This window comes from Robertmurraya sp. GLU-23, from assembly GCF_052983275.1.
Map to the genome: position 1 here is coordinate 463105 of NZ_JBRKCV010000002.1, position 15623 is coordinate 478727.

A 15623-nucleotide genomic window follows, 5' to 3' on the forward strand; every position below is an offset into this window, starting at 1 on the left:
GGAATGGTAATGAGAGCTGCTCTCTGGTATAACAGAGAAGATATACGAGTGGAAAGTATTCCTGAACCTGTTGTAGAAAAAGATCAGGTAAAAATAAAAGTATCGTATTGTGGAATATGTGGGTCGGATTTACACGAATATCTAGCGGGGCCAATTTTTATACCCGTTGAAGAGCCGCACCCCCTCTCGGATGATCAAGCTCCGATTGTGATGGGACATGAGTATGCTGGTGAAATAGTTGAAGTAGGTAATGAAGTTAGCAGATTCAAGATAGGGGACCGTGTATGCATTGAACCGATTTATAACTGTGGAACGTGCGCTTCATGCTTAAAGGGACATTATAACGTATGCGAACAGCTCGGGTTTATAGGTCTTTCGGGTGGGCTTGGAGGTTTTTCGGAATACAGTGTCGTCCCAGATAAGATGGTTCATAAAATTCCTGACCATATGTCATGGGAACAGGCTGCACTTGTCGAGCCGACAGCTGTAGCTGTACATGCTGTTCGACAGAGTGAAATGAGAATTGGGGACTCTGTCGCAGTTATCGGTACAGGACCAATCGGTTTATTAGTTATTCAAGCAGCGAAAGCAGCAGGAGCAAGTCAGATTATTGCGGTTGAGGTTTCTCCTGAACGTCGTGAAATAGCGTTACAAGTAGGGGCTCATATGGTCATCGATCCAATGGAAGTGGATGCCGTGGAAGAAATAAAAAGCTATACGAATGGCTTAGGGGTGGATGTTGCCTTTGAGGTGGCTGGAATTGATGCAACAATTAACACAGCTATCCAAGCGACGAAAGCCGAAGGGAATGTAGTAAACATTAGCATTTGGGAAAAACCAGCTACTATTCCGGTGAATAATTTTATTTTAACTGAGAGAAAGATGACAAGTATTATTGCTTATCGTAATATTTTCCCCCAAGTGATTCAATTGATAGCGAACAGCCAAATTCAAGCTGAAAGACTAATTACCAAAAAAATCTCCCTAAATCAAATAGTCGATGAAGGGTTTGATGCATTAACAAGGAGTAAGAATCAGATTAAGATTTTAGTAGACCCATCTCAATAATTTCTAAGCCTTTGCGTAATAAACGTAAAGGCTTTATTTTTTGAATTTTCTATATACGACTGATTACTCATTGAAAGCGAATACACCCTTTACTATAATGATAGTTGGAGATATATTCCTACACAGGTAAAAACGTGGAAAAACTTATCATGGATAGAGGAGGTTTCATGGATACTACCTTTTATTTTGATGCTTGGAAGCGTTTTATTAAGGAAGGCGTGCTCGATTCAGCTCGATTAAATAAAAGAATTCTAGAGTCATGGTACAGGTGTAAGACAGAAAAGGTGAACCCTTATCTAAATAAAGCGCACTATGTACTCACCCATGAGGAATTAAGTGCAAAAAAGGAGGAACATGCTCTTCTTATCGAATTGGCTACCCCTTTTTTAAAGAAGATGGATCAACCAATAAAAGAATCGGGCATGATGGCCTTATTGGTTGACCCTGATGGATATGTTCTTTCCTTGTCTGGAAATGAAAGAACGTTAACGAATGCAAAAAAAATAAATTTTGTTGAAGGTGTGCGGTGGACGGAGACAGAGGTAGGTACAAATGCTATTGGAACAGCGTTACAAACAAAAGAACCAGTAATCATTCACGGGCCAGAGCATTATTCGGTTGCTTCTCATCAGTGGAGCTGTTCGGCCACTCCAATCGTTAAAGAAGATGGAAGATTGTTAGGAGTGATTGATGTTTCTTGCCCAGTAGAGTCTTCCCATCCTTTTATGATTGGAATGGTAACATCTATTTCCTATGCGATTGAAAAAGAAATCACTAGTAGGTCTTACCAACAAGAAGTAGCCCTTATCCAACAAGCGCTGATTCTAGCAGAAACACATAAAAATCACCTCTTCATAGTCTGTAATCATAACAATCTAATTCTATCTGCAAGTAAACCCATCCGAGAAAAATTTCCCCAAGTAATTGGTATGCACCTTCATGAGTTACTACATAACAAGTATAAGATTGATTTGGAAATGTCTTCTTTATTAACGGAGGACTACCGTAGCAATGGAAGATGCTTCTTTTTATCGGAAATCGTTAAAGAACAGAACCGACTGTTTTTTTCTCATTCAGAAAATACGTTTCTTTTTAAAGGGGAAACAGGGGTCAGTCTTGTTTTTCAAAATACGCTACAAAAGATAAAAATCGTAGCTCCATCTGATACCTCTGTTTTTATTACAGGAGAAACAGGGACAGGAAAAGAACTGATTGCTAGAGCTATACATGAAAATAGTCTTCGTAAAAACGGACCGTTTATTTCCTTAAATTGTGGGGCCATACCAAGAGATTTGATGGAAAGCGAGTTATTCGGTTATGTAGAAGGAGCTTTTACTGGTGCGAGACGACAGGGGTATAAAGGGAAGTTTGAACAGGCAAATAAAGGGACCATTTTTTTAGATGAAATTGGAGAAATACCACAAACGATGCAAGTTGCTCTATTACGAGTGCTTCAGGAGAGAAAGGTGACTCCGATTGGAAGCATAAAGGAAGTACCTATAGATGTACGTGTCATTACAGCAACCCACCGTGATTTGTCAGAGCTAGTAGGGAAAGGGGAATTCAGAGAGGACCTTTATTATCGATTGCATGTGTATCCAATTGAAGCTCCTGCTTTACGAGATAGAAAAGAGGATATCCCTCATCTTGTAAGTTATATTTGTCAAAAATACGACTGGAGCATCGGTCAGTCGGAGGGTATAATGGATAAATTAATAGAGTATGATTGGCCTGGAAATATAAGAGAACTAACCAATATTTTGGAGAGGTTGCATATTATGCTTCCAGAATGGCAGGGATCAATTCAAGCTCTGTGCAAGGAGATTCTGCCTACTAAGCAAATGCCAAGTGAGCCTAAGGATGAAATAGAATCAACCCAAAACCAATTAAAGCCACGTGAAAGAATTCAACGAGATCTCATGCTGGATGCATTGAAAAAAACAAAGGGGAATGTCACAGCAGCAGCTAAATTGCTTGATATCCCAAGAAGTACATTTTATAAGAGGTTGCAGAGGTTTAGTTTGTGATGTTCCTGTGAAGCTGGAGGAGAAGTAGTAGTTTTTATGACATTTTAGAAGATAGAAAGGAGGAAGTTCGTTGAAACTTCCTCCTTTCTATTATTCACTATTTCGCTTTACTCGGCCAAATCAACCCGATAATCACGCCAATAAAAGCTGGAAGCATCCATCCAAGTCCAATTTCATAAAGTGGTAAATAATCTAAATAAATAGTTTTAATTGATTCAAAAAATCCTACTGTTGTTTCAGGTAAATAAGCTGCTAAAGTACTATACCCATCAATGATACTGACAAAGAACGTGAGAAGCATCGATGCAGCGAATACGCTTTGTTTTCCTTTAAATAAGGGTGAAAATAAAGCTAATAAGATAAGAACAATCGCTAACGGATATAAGAACATTAATACTGGGATAGCAAACAAAATGATATTGTTCAAACCGAAATTCGCTATGGCAAAAGAAACGACACATAACAAAAGTACAAACCAACGGTAACTTACTTTTGGAAATACATTATGGAAAAATTCACTACACGCCGTAATAAGTCCAATACTCGTTTTTAAACAAGCGAGAACAATAATAATCGCTAATAAAATATTACCGAATGATCCGAAGTAATGCTGAGAAACGGCAGCAAATATCTCCCCGCCATTCGTAAAGGTTCCAACTGCGGTTATACTCGATGCCCCCATGTACGTAATAAGACCGTAAATAAGCGTCATAAGTCCCATTGCAAACACACCAGATTGCCAAGTTGCTTTGGCAATCGCTTTTGTTTGAGTGATGCCTTGGCTTTTAATCGTGTTGATGACTACGATTCCGAAAGCAAGGGAGGCAAGGGCATCCATTGTGTTATAGCCTTCTTTAAAGCCTGTCATAAAGGCTAGGTTTTTATAGTCACCTGTTGGTTCACCAAAGTCACCCATCGGCTTCAAAATCGCAGTCACAATTAATATAAATAAAAATAGTAAAAAGGCCGGTGTTAAATATTTTCCAACGTAGTCCATAATCTTTGCTGGGTTTAATGAGAAATAATAAACAATGGCGAAAAATACAAGGCTAAACAGTCCAAGCCATAAACTTGCTGAGTCTGGATTAATATACGGTTCAAAGCCAACAACGAATGGTACGGTTGCCGTACGTGGGATCGCAAAAAATGGTCCAATTGTTAAGTAAAGGGCCATCGCAAATACGACACCAAAAAGTGGATGCACGCGGCTTGCTAAATCACGAAGGCCTGTACTGCCAGATAGGCCAATTGCTAGGATTCCTAAAAAGGGAAGGCCAATCGCTGTTACTAAAAAGCCAATCAATGCAGGCCAAAAGTTAGTTCCTGCAAGTTGTCCTAATTGGATTGGGAAAATTAAATTTCCTGCTCCAAAATAAAGACCGAATAGCATTGTGCCGATCAATGCGTAAGTGGAAAATGGTATTTTCTGTTGCATGTTGATACTCCTTCTAGATGTTTTTTTGATTAAACTACTATATTAGGAACATATTTTAGTAGTCACAATAAATTCGAATATATAGATTTATCGTTCTATTGTCAATCTGACTATTCGATAATAACGATCCTAGACAGAAGGAAAGTGAGATATTATAAGCGAATTTAAATATAAAATAAATGAAATTGTCAAATTGGTTGAAAGGGTGATATTGATGTGGTACCAAAATAAAATAACTAAACTACTAGGATTGGATTATCCGATCATTCAAGCACCTATGGCAGGCGGTGTAACAACTTCTAGGCTTGTCTCTTCGGTGTCAAACGCCGGTGCCTTAGGGATGATTGGTGCTGGATATATGCAGCCTGATGAGTTACGTCATCAGATAAGGGAAGTAAAAGCTTTAACTACTAGAACATTTGGAGTTAACTTATTTATACAAGAAACACCAAAGATTTCAGATGAAGAGATTAATGAAGCAAACGAACTCTTACAACCTTTTAGAAACACATTAGGGATTAAAGGGGAATTACCTACATATGAAAATGGTTCTACATTTGATGAAAAACTAAAAATTATCATTGAAGAAAATGTGCGTGTGTGCTCGTTTACATTTGGGATTCCATCAAAGGAAGTAATAAAAGAATTAAAAAAACATAAGATCATGGTCATTGGAACAGCCACAACTGTGAATGAAGCTATTATCAATGAAAATGTTGGGATGGATGCTGTTGTGGTTCAAGGAAGTGAAGCTGGGGGGCATCGGGGAACTTTCGCAATAGATGCACAAGAAAGCCTAGTTGGCCTAATGGCTTTAGTACCTCAGGTCGTGGATCATGTCACCATTCCCGTCATTGCCTCCGGCGGGGTGATGGATGGGAGAGGTTTGATAGCTTCTATGTTTTTAGGAGCAGAGGGAGTTCAAATGGGGACAGCTTTTCTCACTACGACAGAGAGTGGAGCACATGAACAGCACAAAAATGCTATTCTACAAGCAACCGAAGACGAGACAATGTTAACTACCGTGTTTTCAGGAAAACCGGCTAGAGGAATTAATAATCAGTTTATGAAAGAGCTAAAGAGCAGAGAAAACTTATTACCAGCTTATCCTCTTCAACATTACTTAACTAGTCATATCAGAAAAGAAGCTGCAAGACAAAATAATCCTGAGTATATGTCTCTTTGGTCGGGTCAAGGGGTTAGGATGAGTCAACGTCAATCTGTTAATGAACTTATCTCTGGTATAGTTTCTCAGGTCGATCAGTTGTTGAAAGAATTTTGAGTGTAAAAAAGCCATTTAGCTATATCAGCTAGAATGGCTTTTTTAACTTATTACTTAATTTAACTGATCAGCTGGACCAAAGAATTCAAAATGAATCTTATCAGAAGGAATTCCTAGGTCTTTTAATGCGTTATTTACAGATTTCATGAATGGAATCGGACCACAGAAGTAGAAAGAAGAGTTTTTATCTTTAACGATAGAATCAATCCATGGTAGGTCAATATATCCTTCTTTATCAAACTCTTTGTTCAATGCATCTATTTCTGTTGGCTTTTCATAGCAGAGATGATACTCGATATTCTCCGATTGATTGGAAAGTTCTTTAACATGTTCATGCATAGCGTGAGTTGTTCCGTTAATAGCAGCGTGAATAAATGTGACTTTCCGATTTGGCTGTTGAGAAGCAATGGTATTTAGCATACTAATCATCGGTGTAATACCAACACCACCGCTTAAGAATACAACAGGTTCGGCAGATTCCACATCTAAAACAAAGTCACCAGCAGGAGCTGTCACTTCTAAAGTATCTCCTTCTTGGATGGTATCGTGTAAGTAAGTGGATACTTTCCCGTTTGGGATATGTTCAGAAGAAGAGGTTTCCTTTTTTACACTAATACGGTAGTACTCTTTTTCAGGACTGTCAGATAAGCTATACTGACGAATATGTGTGTACTCTTCGCCGGCAATTTGTACCCGAATGCTAATATACTGTCCAGGAGTGAAAGTAGGAATCCCCTTACCATCCTTTGGCTGTAAGTAGAAAGAGGTGATTGCTTCACTTTCTTTTATTTTCTTAGCGACAGTGAAGTCTCTGAAATCATTCCAGCCACCAGATTGAGAAACCGTTTCCTCATACATTTCATTCTCTACTTGAATAAATACATCAGCAATGACACCATACGCTTTCCCCCAAGCGTCAATAATGTCATCGGTCGCAGCATCGCCAAGTACATCTTTTATTGCCAATAATAAATGTTTTCCGACGATAGGATAATGCTCAGCTTTGACTTGTAAACTTCTATGTTTATGGGCAATTTGTCTAACAACGGGTAGAATGGCTTCTAAATTATCAATATATGCAGCGGCAGCATAGACAGTATTCGCGAGTGCTTTAGGCTGTCTGCCTTGTTTTTGATTGGCATGGTTGAAGATATTTAACAACTCTGGATGATTTGAAAACATCATTTCGTAGAATCTCTTGGTAATGGCTTCCCCATGTTGTGCTAAGACAGGAACCGTAGATTTAATAATTTCAATCGTTTTCGAATCTAATGGACTTGTGGCTGTTGTCATGTTAATCTCCCCTTAATAATATTCTCACAGTGATAAAGATATATTTTAAATACATGTTTATTTTAGACATTGATGATTACTTAAAGCAATATTTTGAATACATGTTTAACAGAATGTTCACATTTATGATGAGAAAATGTTATTTATGTTATATTTAAATTACTAAAATGCAATTGAGAACAAGGGTGATTACCATGCAATTAACCGCATATACAGACTATACATTACGTGTACTGATCTATTTAGGAATGCAATCGAGCGGTGAAAAATCAAATATTAAAGAAATTTCAAGTTTTTATAACATATCGAATAACCATTTAAGTAAAGTGGTTTATGAATTAGGGAAGCTTGGGTTGATTGAAACGGTTAGGGGACGAAACGGAGGAATTCGGCTAGCAAAGGAGCCAGTTCAAATAAATATTGGGTCAATTGTTCGTCTGACAGAGAGCCCTATTAATATGGTTGAATGTTTTGATGAGAAGAGAAACACTTGTCGAATTAGTCCAGCTTGTAAATTAAAACATGTATTAAATGAGGCATTACACTCTTATCTAAAGGTTTTAGACGGATATACGTTAGAGGATTTGCTGCAAAATAAGGAAGAGTTAAAGACACTATTTTAATATAAGTAAAAGGTTGCTCTGGCAACCTTTTACTATTTTCATTCATCTAAAAAACCGATCTTAGTACCTTCAAAAACAGCGATAAGGATGGATTCAAATTGTTCTTTTTCCAAGCAATGACAAGCTCAAAGTCTTGGTCATCAAATTGATCAATTTCCACAAAACGAAGTGAGGAGCTAGAAATCGTTTCAAAGCTTTTAGGTAAAATGGAGATTCCCATTTCTGATTCCACAAGTATGGGTACCGTATCAACAAAGCGAGGCTGGCTGACTATTTTGGGAGTGAAGCCATGTTGCTCGCATAGCTGGACAATAAAATCGTACGAACCGACAGGTGAATCGTGACGATTATGTATGATGAAGGGTTCCTGTGCCACATCTGATAAAGTAATTTTTTTGTTGTTTACTAGTGGATGATTTTTGTGCATAACAATGCAATACGGTTCTTTGGCAACCGTTTCAATTTCAATTTCTTCTATTCGATGAAGACCGGAGGGGAGGGTTAGAGCGAAATCTAGTTCCCCATGTTCTAATTCATCTTTTAGCATTTTACTAGGAAAGTGATTTAAATGGAGTTCAACTTTTGGATATAAATCACGAAATCGTTTGATGACTTCTGGTAGGAAACTTCGAACATGTACCGCCAAAAAACCAATAGAAAGACTACCGATGATACCTTCATCCGTTTGCTTTGCTTTTTCAATGGCCCCGGATGTTTTTTCCACTATCTCAATGGCTTCTTTGAGAAAAACAGAGCCTGCAGGGGTGAGCTTGACGGAGCGTTTGTTTCTGATAAATAGTTTTACGCCCACTTGATCCTCTAAATCAGCAATTTGCTGGCTAATCGCGGATTGAGCAACATACAGCTGATTGGCAGCTTTCGTAAAATTTAAATGCTCGGCAACAGTGATAAAATAACGCAATTGGCGGATATCCATAAGACCCTCTCTTGTCATGATTTTTCTATTATTTTATCATAGAATAAGAGAATAAAAGGATAGGGAAGGAAAGTTTCCCATATATCAAACAGATGTCTAGCTCAATAAAATAGCAAGAGTAATCAGAAATCGTGATTACAGAAATCAAACTCTAATATTTCCAATTCTTTCGATTTCGTTTTATGGTTAAATGTGAAAGCGCTTTATAATAAAATATATGCTAGGGGTGTGGTGAAATGGTCGTACAGGTCGTTGGAAAATTACCTAATGAAGGCAAACCATATTATGTTCGAAATGGTGAGGGTGAAAGATACTTATTCGGAACACAGGTAGCTTCGGTCGTTGCTACAACAAAAAGTACTGGTGATATGCTAGAAATCGTTCAATTATCAGGCGGAAAAGGGGACTATTTTCCAGCACATATACACGAACAAGCCCAGGAAGGAATTGTCGTCCTTGATGGTAGACTTGAGGTAGAGATCAATGGAGAAAAGTACCTACTAACAGCAGGAGATTATGTTCACATCCCTGCAGGCACGGTTCATTCGTATTGCATGCAAAGTCATCGAACACGCTTTTGGTCTTTTACCATTAACGGAACTGTGGCTGAGCTATATCCACTTATTGGTGAGCCTTATGATAAATTTGAACGTCCACCGGTTTGTAAAAACCCCCTAGATTTAGACTGTCTAGCAAACATTCCTAGTAATATTGATATAAAATTGATTGATCGAAAGCAAGTATCCGAGCTTGCTCAGTTGGTGAAAGGTTGTGCGATACCAAAGGAGCCTAAACCATACGTTCTTGAATCTGGAGAAGGAGTACATCTTTTGAGTGGAGATACGGTTCATTCCCTTCTTACTACGAAAGAGGCGACTGACGGTCATTTTATTGCTTTAGTATCTGAGGGACCAAAGGGGTTGCCGATTGGAGAACACGCACATGAGTTTACAAATGAAACCTTTATGTGTCTGCAAGGAGAAATGACTCTCTGGGTAGATGGAGAAGAATTGCATCTCTTGCCAGGAGATTTTGCTTACGTTCCAGCAAAAACGCCTCATCGTTTCCGTTGTGATGCCCACTATACGAAGTTTCTAGGGGTATTAACACCAGGAGATTTTGAGGATTTCTTTCGAATTCTAGGAGATGAATATGAACATCCTATTTTTCCTAGCGAACCTGCACCTTATCGGTTTGATCGAGTCATTCAGCGAATTCAGGAAATTGATTTGACCCTATTAGGAAAGCCTCCACGTCCCTCTGATATTGAAGAGGTTAGTTGAATATGAGTTATCGAGTTAGAGTTGTACCAGACCTTGTGTTTTCCTCCCCCAAAGGAAAACCGTTACTGCTGGATTTATATTTGCCACAACATGCAGAGGAACCTTTTCCCGTTATTGTATGGATACATGGGGGAGGTTGGAGAATTGGGGATCGGAAGCTTGGGCCAGATTGTTGCCAATTTTTTGCCGAAAAAGGCTTTGTGATGGCCAGTATAGAGTATCGTTTGAGCGGGGAAGCCTTGTTTCCAGCACAAATTCATGATGTGAAGGCGGCCATCCGATGGCTCCGTTCGGTTGCTGATAAATATCATTTAGATAGTGAAAATATAGGATTATGGGGTTCATCTGCTGGCGGACATTTGGCTGCATTAGCCGGAACAACAGGATCTGGAGTTCTTGAAGAGTTGGAGCATGGATGTGCTGATTTTTCCTGTAATGTCCAGGCAGTTGTGGATGGATATGGTCCAACAGATTTCTTGCAAATGGATCTCCATCATACATCTGAGATGCCTTCCAATGATCCAGAAACGGACCGTCTTCATCCTACCCGACATCACTCTGATATGAATTCTCCAGAATCTCAATTACTTGGAGCTCCTATTCATTTGGTACCTGACCGAGTGCGAGAAGCCAATCCCATCACGTACATTAAAGGCGGAGAACCCCCTTTTCTGATTATGCATGGAACAAATGATACGGCAGTACCGGCACATCAAAGTGAATTACTTTATCAAGCTCTCTTAGAAAAAGGCAATGATGCCACGCTATGTTTAATAGATGGTTTTGGCCATGCCTTTTTCAACAACAATGATTTGGACAAACATGAACCTTATTCTGCTAGGCTTCGTACGACTCGGGCAGGGGAGAAAGAACTGACAGAAACCACCCACGTTAAAATATTTGAAATGATTGAAAGGTTTTTTGAAAAACATTTAATGAAAATGGACTAAAAGGTACTCCGTTCAGCGGTGTATCTTTTTTTTTACGCATCAATCATCTGAAATTGCGATTTCTCAAATAACATCTATGTATTTCAAAAAAGTTTTATTCTGCCTTATCATTTTAATTACAGGCTAACACAATGGCTAGATTGAAAAACGAGGAGGAGTTTTCTTGAAATTACTAACATATTCCGTAAATAATGATTCACTCAGACTAGGTGTTTTAGTAGATGAAAATACGATTATCGATCCGCACCAAGCGTATATAGAGCAGTTAAAGAAACAAGGGCAACAAAGGGCAAAAGAGATTGCGAACGCTTTACTACCGATTAATCCTGTGGAATTTATTGCAAATGGGGATGTGGCTATACAGAAGGCAAAAGAAGCCATTGATTATGCAATTGGACATTCAGAAGAAACATCGGCCATCTATAAAAAAGATATGGTAGAAATTGGACCACCGGTATTAAAGCCAAATAAGATTATCTGTGTTGGTTTGAATTACAAGAATCATATTATTGAAATGAAGCGAGATTTCCCAGCTCACCCGGTTATTTTTGCTAAGTTTGCAACAGCGATTGCAGCTCCTAACGACGTCTTTCCACTTAATTCTGAGTTAACGAAGAAGCTAGATTATGAGGCAGAATTGGCATTCGTGATTGGGAAGAAAGGAAAGAACATAAAGGCAGAAGATGCTTTAAATTATGTGTACGGCTACACGGTGGCTAATGATATCACGGCTCGCGATATGCAAAAAAGAACCATTCAATGGCTGCAAGGAAAAACACTTGATAAAAGTCTTCCATTAGGACCAGTTTTAGTAACGAAGGATGAAATTGCAAATCCCCATGCACTTGATATTTCTTTAACCGTAAATGGTGAAGTAAGACAACAATCGAATACGGAGCAGCTGTTGTTTAACGTAAATCATCTAGTTGAATTTTTATCTGGGATTTGTACGTTAGAACCAGGTGATATTGTTTGTACGGGAACTCCAGGAGGTGTCGGTGAGGCGCAAAATAAGTTCCTTCAAGATGGAGATGTTGTAAAAGTCGAAATTTCAGGGATTGGAGCAATCTTGACGACGATTAAGGAGGTGAGTGTTTCATGACAAATTTTCAAGAGCCGATTCGGGATATTGCTCATTTAGCTCATATAGAATTGCTATCACCTAAGCCAAATGAAAGTCTTGAATTTTACCAGGAATTACTTGGGATGACCGTCATTAAAAGTGAGGGACAATCCGTCTATTTACGCGGCTGGGGCGATCAGCAGCTGTATAGTCTGAAGCTAACGGAAGCCAAGCAAGCTGGGCTTGGTCATGTGGCGATGAGAACCATTTCTTCACAAGCACTTGAACAACGTGCAAATCATCTAAAGGATAGTAAGTACGGTATCGGATGGACTGACGGAGATTATGGACATGGTCCTTCCTATCGTTTTATGGATCCGGCTGGACATAAAATAGAAGTCTTTTACGAAGCGGATAGGTACATGACACCGGATCATTTAAAGCCTGGGTTAAAAAATATGCCGCAAAAATATTCTGCGAGGGGTGCAGCAGTTACACAGCTTGATCATATTAATTTGTTTAGTCCTGATGTGGAGGCGGATAGTTTGTTTTATCGTAAGTACCTCGGTTTCAAACTAAGTGAGCAAGCGGTAACAGAAACAGGGAAACAAACAACGGCTTGGCTACATGTGACTAATAAGTCGTATGATATGGCGATTTCATTAGATAAAACCGGTGCCCAGGGACGTTTTCACCATGCCGCCTTTAAAGTAGAGACTCCAGAAATGGTTCTTCGAGCGGCAGATGTGTTTTTAGATAATGGAATTTATATTGAAGCTCCTCCTAACAAACATGTGGCAGGACAAACGATGTTCGTATACGTGTATGAACCAGGAGGCAATCGGATTGAAGTATGCTCGGGTGGATTTTTAATTTATACACCTGATTGGGAAACAGTCACATGGACTCCAGAAGAACGAAAAAAAGGATTAGCTTGGGGATCGCCTCTCCCAGCTACGTTCCACACATATGGTACACCAGATATTGAGAAATCAAGTACAGGAGGGTGAGGGAATGAACAAGATGTTAAATAAGTTAACTCATGAGGAAGCTATTGAGCGTGCGAAAGAATTATCTGTCATGATCCGTTCTCGTTCACGTGAAGGGGAAAGCTTGAGACATCAACCACAAGAAAACATTTACGATTTTATTGCATCAGGTTTAGTCCGCTCGCTGGTGCCTAGTCGATGGGGAGGACACGAACTTGATTGGAAAACATTAGCTTGTAGTGCAATTGAGGTATCAAAAGGAGATGCCTCTGCAGGCTGGTGCTATTCCTTATTGTTGCTTCATAGCTGGATGCTTGCTTTTTTCCCGAACGACGCTCAGAAAGATGTATGGAAGGACAATCCAGATGCTTGTCTAGCCACCTCCATCAATCCAAGTCCGAATTCTGAAATCCTAAAAGAAAAAGGTGGATATCGTCTAACTGGGAAATGGGGATTTTCTTCAGGTATTAACCACTGTGATTGGGTCATGATTAGTGCGGCAGCTCCACGAGAAGATAGCCAGAAAGAGAAAAAAATGTTGTATTTTCTTGTACCGAAAAGCGAATTGAGAGTAATTGATGTATGGCATGTTGTGGGAATGAGAGGCACAGGTAGTAACTTACTAGAATTAACGGATGTGTTTGTCCCTGAATACCGCACGATGGAGTTGAATCCGTGGAATCTTCATGGCATTTCTCCTGGGATGGAACAAAATAAGGCTCCACTCTACCGGATTCAACTGTCAGCGGTTATGCCGGTAACTTTATTATCTGTTATTTTAGGAGCAACAAAGGGTGCATATGACATTTGGCGGGATATGGTGATTGGAAAAAATAAATCCCGTAAAGGAGAGCCTGTCGCAAACTTAACACATCAACAAATCCGACTTGCCAAGGTAGCAGCTAAGCTGGAAGCGGTAGAAGCCCTCCTTCATAAATCATTGGAATTAGTAGAATCCGGAAGAGTACTTGATTACAAGGAACGAGTTAGTTTGAGAAGAAATTATTGCTATTGTGCGGAACTCTGTACCGAAGCAATGGAAACCATTTATACAAGCAGTGGAGCAGCAGCATCTGCCGAAAGCCATCCATTACAACAATTTTGGCGTGATATTCACGCTGGAGCACAACATACCGCATTTAATTTCGATTGGGTAGGAGAGCTTTATGGGAAGTTGGAGCTTGGACTTCCTGTGAGTGTAGAATACTAGAAACGGAGGAGTGAACATGACAGTAAGTGCAGACAAGTTGACAGTTGATCTGATTTCTTCTTTGCAGGAAGAAACCATGGTTTCTTTGATTACAATAAATGCGGAAACTAATTTACCACAGTTAAGTGTAGTTTCGTGGGTCCATCCTTCAGCTGATGGAACGAGGATAAAAGTGGCGCTTGGCCATAAAGCATCAAGTATAGAAAATATTCGAAAGAATCCTAACGTAGTATTAGGGGTGATTGGGGCTGGAAGCTGTTATTCGGTACAGGGAAAAGCATCCGTCTCTGAAATAAAAGAACTCACGATGAAACTATACGTCGTCACCATTGAAGTGGAAACAGTTGAGAACGTGATGTTTTACGGAGGTAAGATCACAACAGAACCTGCTTATGAGAAAACGTATAATAAAGACTTAGCTATTAAATTGGACACAGAAGTTTATGAGCTCCTAAGTGAATAATGAAAAACGAAAACCAAGCCAACCACTTATTGAGTGATTGGCTTGGTTTTTTTAATCTAGTAAAGATTGTATTCCTTTTGTAATTGACACCTTTGGCGGCCAAGCGCAAAGATCGAAGGGAAAATCAGAACCTGGAACGACTCGATCTCCACCTACTGATTCCACTAGAAAATCTATGCTTGCAGGATTCCATAAGACTGTATCATACCAGAAGCGTTTTAAGTACTCTGATGGCTTTCCTTGCAGGTTGGAGGAAACAGCTCCCCATTGTTCATATCCTTTATCAAGTCTACCGATTTGATAAGGAAGGAACCCACCGCCATGAGCAAATAATATTTTAATGTTAGGGTAATTGTCGATCAAACCGCTTAATAGAATATCAGTTGCACATACGGTTGTTTCCCATGGGACACCAATTAGATTCGGCATCATCCAATTTTTTAATCGTGGATCTTCACTTAGCAATGGATGGATGAAGAGAATGGCTTTCAACCGGTTTGCTTCCTCAAAAAATGGAATGAAAAAGTCATCTGAAAGCATTTTACCAGCTGCTGAAGGTCCAATGATTGCTCCTTTAAGCCCCAGGTTCATTGCGTCATGTAAAATTTGTGCAGCACGCTCAGGGTGGTTAAGAGGAACGGTGCCAAGAGCGGATATGCTTCCAGTTTGTGTAACGAGTTTTGACAAAGATTGATTGTATACTTGGGAAATGTCAGCGGTGATGTTTTGTGGGAAGTCATACATAAAAAGCTGTGGAATCGGTGAAATCAAGGAATAAGAAACACCAGCTTCTTTTTGTTTGTGAAGATACAGGTCTATGTCGCTAAAGGATTGTTTTAATTCAAAGCCCCATTTTTCATTGACTACTAAAAAATCATCTTTGTTCTCTTCCTTTTTAATCCATTTGGCATTGACGAGATCTTTATGTTCCTTTAACCAAGTAAGAACATCAGTTGGGATAAAATGAGTGTGAAAATCATGCATTTTACGAATTCTCCTT

At 39.3% G+C, this 15623-nt stretch carries 14 protein-coding genes; 10 read left to right on the forward strand and 4 right to left on the reverse strand.

Annotated elements, in window-relative coordinates; genetic code table 11:
• Positions 1-9 precede the first annotated feature (9 nt).
• Together ACVBAX_RS06565 and ACVBAX_RS06570 are read left to right on the forward strand one after the other, a co-directional pair.
• Positions 10-1068, forward strand: a complete 1059-nt coding sequence (locus tag ACVBAX_RS06565; RefSeq protein ID WP_447116328.1) for a 2,3-butanediol dehydrogenase — start codon at positions 10-12, stop codon at positions 1066-1068.
• A 167-nt stretch (positions 1069-1235) separates the two neighbouring features.
• Positions 1236-3095 carry a sigma-54-dependent Fis family transcriptional regulator gene (locus tag ACVBAX_RS06570; protein ID WP_447116329.1) on the forward strand — a complete coding sequence of 620 codons (1860 nt, stop codon included), beginning with the start codon at positions 1236-1238 and terminating at the stop codon, positions 3093-3095.
• A 97-nt stretch (positions 3096-3192) separates the two neighbouring features.
• Here the strand turns inward: ACVBAX_RS06570 and brnQ are convergent, their stop codons facing one another.
• Entirely contained in the window at positions 3193-4530 is a 1338-nt protein-coding gene (gene brnQ / locus ACVBAX_RS06575; protein WP_447116330.1) for a branched-chain amino acid transport system II carrier protein, read from the reverse strand.
• Between the two features lie 214 nt (positions 4531-4744).
• Between brnQ and ACVBAX_RS06580 the strand changes: the two genes are divergently transcribed.
• Positions 4745-5812: an NAD(P)H-dependent flavin oxidoreductase gene (locus ACVBAX_RS06580; protein ID WP_447116331.1), complete on the forward strand. Its 1068-nt coding sequence runs from the start codon at positions 4745-4747 to the stop codon at positions 5810-5812.
• A gap of 54 nt (positions 5813-5866) precedes the next feature.
• On the opposite strand, the gene hmpA is transcribed toward ACVBAX_RS06580, so the two are convergent.
• On the reverse strand, positions 5867-7105 hold the full coding sequence (gene hmpA, locus ACVBAX_RS06585; protein WP_447116332.1) for an NO-inducible flavohemoprotein: 1239 nt from the start codon (positions 7103-7105) through the stop codon (positions 5867-5869).
• A 194-nt stretch (positions 7106-7299) separates the two neighbouring features.
• Here hmpA and ACVBAX_RS06590 point away from each other — a divergent pair, with 194 nt between their 5' ends.
• Positions 7300-7728, forward strand: coding sequence for an Rrf2 family transcriptional regulator (locus tag ACVBAX_RS06590; protein ID WP_447116333.1), 429 nt, complete (start codon positions 7300-7302; stop codon positions 7726-7728).
• Between the two features lie 46 nt (positions 7729-7774).
• Here the strand turns inward: ACVBAX_RS06590 and ACVBAX_RS06595 are convergent, their stop codons facing one another.
• Complete coding sequence (locus ACVBAX_RS06595; protein WP_447116334.1) at positions 7775-8665, reverse strand: LysR family transcriptional regulator; 891 nt, start codon at positions 8663-8665, stop codon at positions 7775-7777.
• A gap of 236 nt (positions 8666-8901) precedes the next feature.
• On the opposite strand from ACVBAX_RS06595, the gene ACVBAX_RS06600 reads away from it, so the two are divergent.
• The 6 genes from ACVBAX_RS06600 (at position 8902) to ACVBAX_RS06625 (ending at position 14623) form a co-directional block, all read left to right on the forward strand.
• Positions 8902-9948, forward strand: a complete 1047-nt coding sequence (locus ACVBAX_RS06600) for a quercetin 2,3-dioxygenase (RefSeq protein WP_447116335.1) — start codon at positions 8902-8904, stop codon at positions 9946-9948.
• Positions 9949-9950: 2 nt separating this feature from the next.
• Positions 9951-10898 (forward strand): alpha/beta hydrolase fold domain-containing protein, encoded by a 948-nt coding sequence (locus tag ACVBAX_RS06605; protein ID WP_447116336.1) that lies wholly within the window; start codon positions 9951-9953, stop codon positions 10896-10898.
• A 163-nt stretch (positions 10899-11061) separates the two neighbouring features.
• Positions 11062-12000, forward strand: a complete 939-nt coding sequence (locus ACVBAX_RS06610) for a fumarylacetoacetate hydrolase family protein (RefSeq protein WP_447116337.1) — start codon at positions 11062-11064, stop codon at positions 11998-12000.
• Complete coding sequence (locus tag ACVBAX_RS06615) at positions 11997-12971, forward strand: VOC family protein (RefSeq protein ID WP_447116338.1); 975 nt, start codon at positions 11997-11999, stop codon at positions 12969-12971. Before ACVBAX_RS06610 ends, ACVBAX_RS06615 begins: the two co-directional genes overlap by 4 nt.
• Positions 12972-12975: 4 nt before the next feature.
• Positions 12976-14160 (forward strand): acyl-CoA dehydrogenase family protein, encoded by a 1185-nt coding sequence (locus tag ACVBAX_RS06620; protein ID WP_447116339.1) that lies wholly within the window; start codon positions 12976-12978, stop codon positions 14158-14160.
• 16 nt (positions 14161-14176) lie between these two features.
• Positions 14177-14623, forward strand: a complete 447-nt coding sequence (locus ACVBAX_RS06625) for a pyridoxamine 5'-phosphate oxidase (protein WP_447116340.1) — start codon at positions 14177-14179, stop codon at positions 14621-14623.
• A gap of 51 nt (positions 14624-14674) precedes the next feature.
• Here the strand turns inward: ACVBAX_RS06625 and ACVBAX_RS06630 are convergent, their stop codons facing one another.
• Positions 14675-15607: an amidohydrolase family protein gene (locus ACVBAX_RS06630; protein ID WP_447116341.1), complete on the reverse strand. Its 933-nt coding sequence runs from the start codon at positions 15605-15607 to the stop codon at positions 14675-14677.
• Positions 15608-15623: the final 16 nt, after the last annotated feature.

Excerpts from the sequence above, each read along its gene's own strand:
- ACVBAX_RS06565 (WP_447116328.1), top strand. The coding sequence starts at position 10 with ATGAGAGCTGCTCTCTGGTATAACAGAGAAGATATACGAGTGGAAAGT.
- ACVBAX_RS06570 (WP_447116329.1), top strand. The coding sequence starts at position 1,236 with ATGGATACTACCTTTTATTTTGATGCTTGGAAGCGTTTTATTAAGGAA.
- brnQ (WP_447116330.1), bottom strand. The coding sequence starts at position 4,530 with ATGCAACAGAAAATACCATTTTCCACTTACGCATTGATCGGCACAATG.
- ACVBAX_RS06580 (WP_447116331.1), top strand. The coding sequence starts at position 4,745 with ATGTGGTACCAAAATAAAATAACTAAACTACTAGGATTGGATTATCCG.
- hmpA (WP_447116332.1), bottom strand. The coding sequence starts at position 7,105 with ATGACAACAGCCACAAGTCCATTAGATTCGAAAACGATTGAAATTATT.
- ACVBAX_RS06590 (WP_447116333.1), top strand. The coding sequence starts at position 7,300 with ATGCAATTAACCGCATATACAGACTATACATTACGTGTACTGATCTAT.
- ACVBAX_RS06595 (WP_447116334.1), bottom strand. The coding sequence starts at position 8,665 with ATGGATATCCGCCAATTGCGTTATTTTATCACTGTTGCCGAGCATTTA.
- ACVBAX_RS06600 (WP_447116335.1), top strand. The coding sequence starts at position 8,902 with ATGGTCGTACAGGTCGTTGGAAAATTACCTAATGAAGGCAAACCATAT.
- ACVBAX_RS06605 (WP_447116336.1), top strand. The coding sequence starts at position 9,951 with ATGAGTTATCGAGTTAGAGTTGTACCAGACCTTGTGTTTTCCTCCCCC.
- ACVBAX_RS06615 (WP_447116338.1), top strand. The coding sequence starts at position 11,997 with ATGACAAATTTTCAAGAGCCGATTCGGGATATTGCTCATTTAGCTCAT.
- ACVBAX_RS06620 (WP_447116339.1), top strand. The coding sequence starts at position 12,976 with ATGAACAAGATGTTAAATAAGTTAACTCATGAGGAAGCTATTGAGCGT.
- ACVBAX_RS06625 (WP_447116340.1), top strand. The coding sequence starts at position 14,177 with ATGACAGTAAGTGCAGACAAGTTGACAGTTGATCTGATTTCTTCTTTG.
- ACVBAX_RS06630 (WP_447116341.1), bottom strand. The coding sequence starts at position 15,607 with ATGCATGATTTTCACACTCATTTTATCCCAACTGATGTTCTTACTTGG.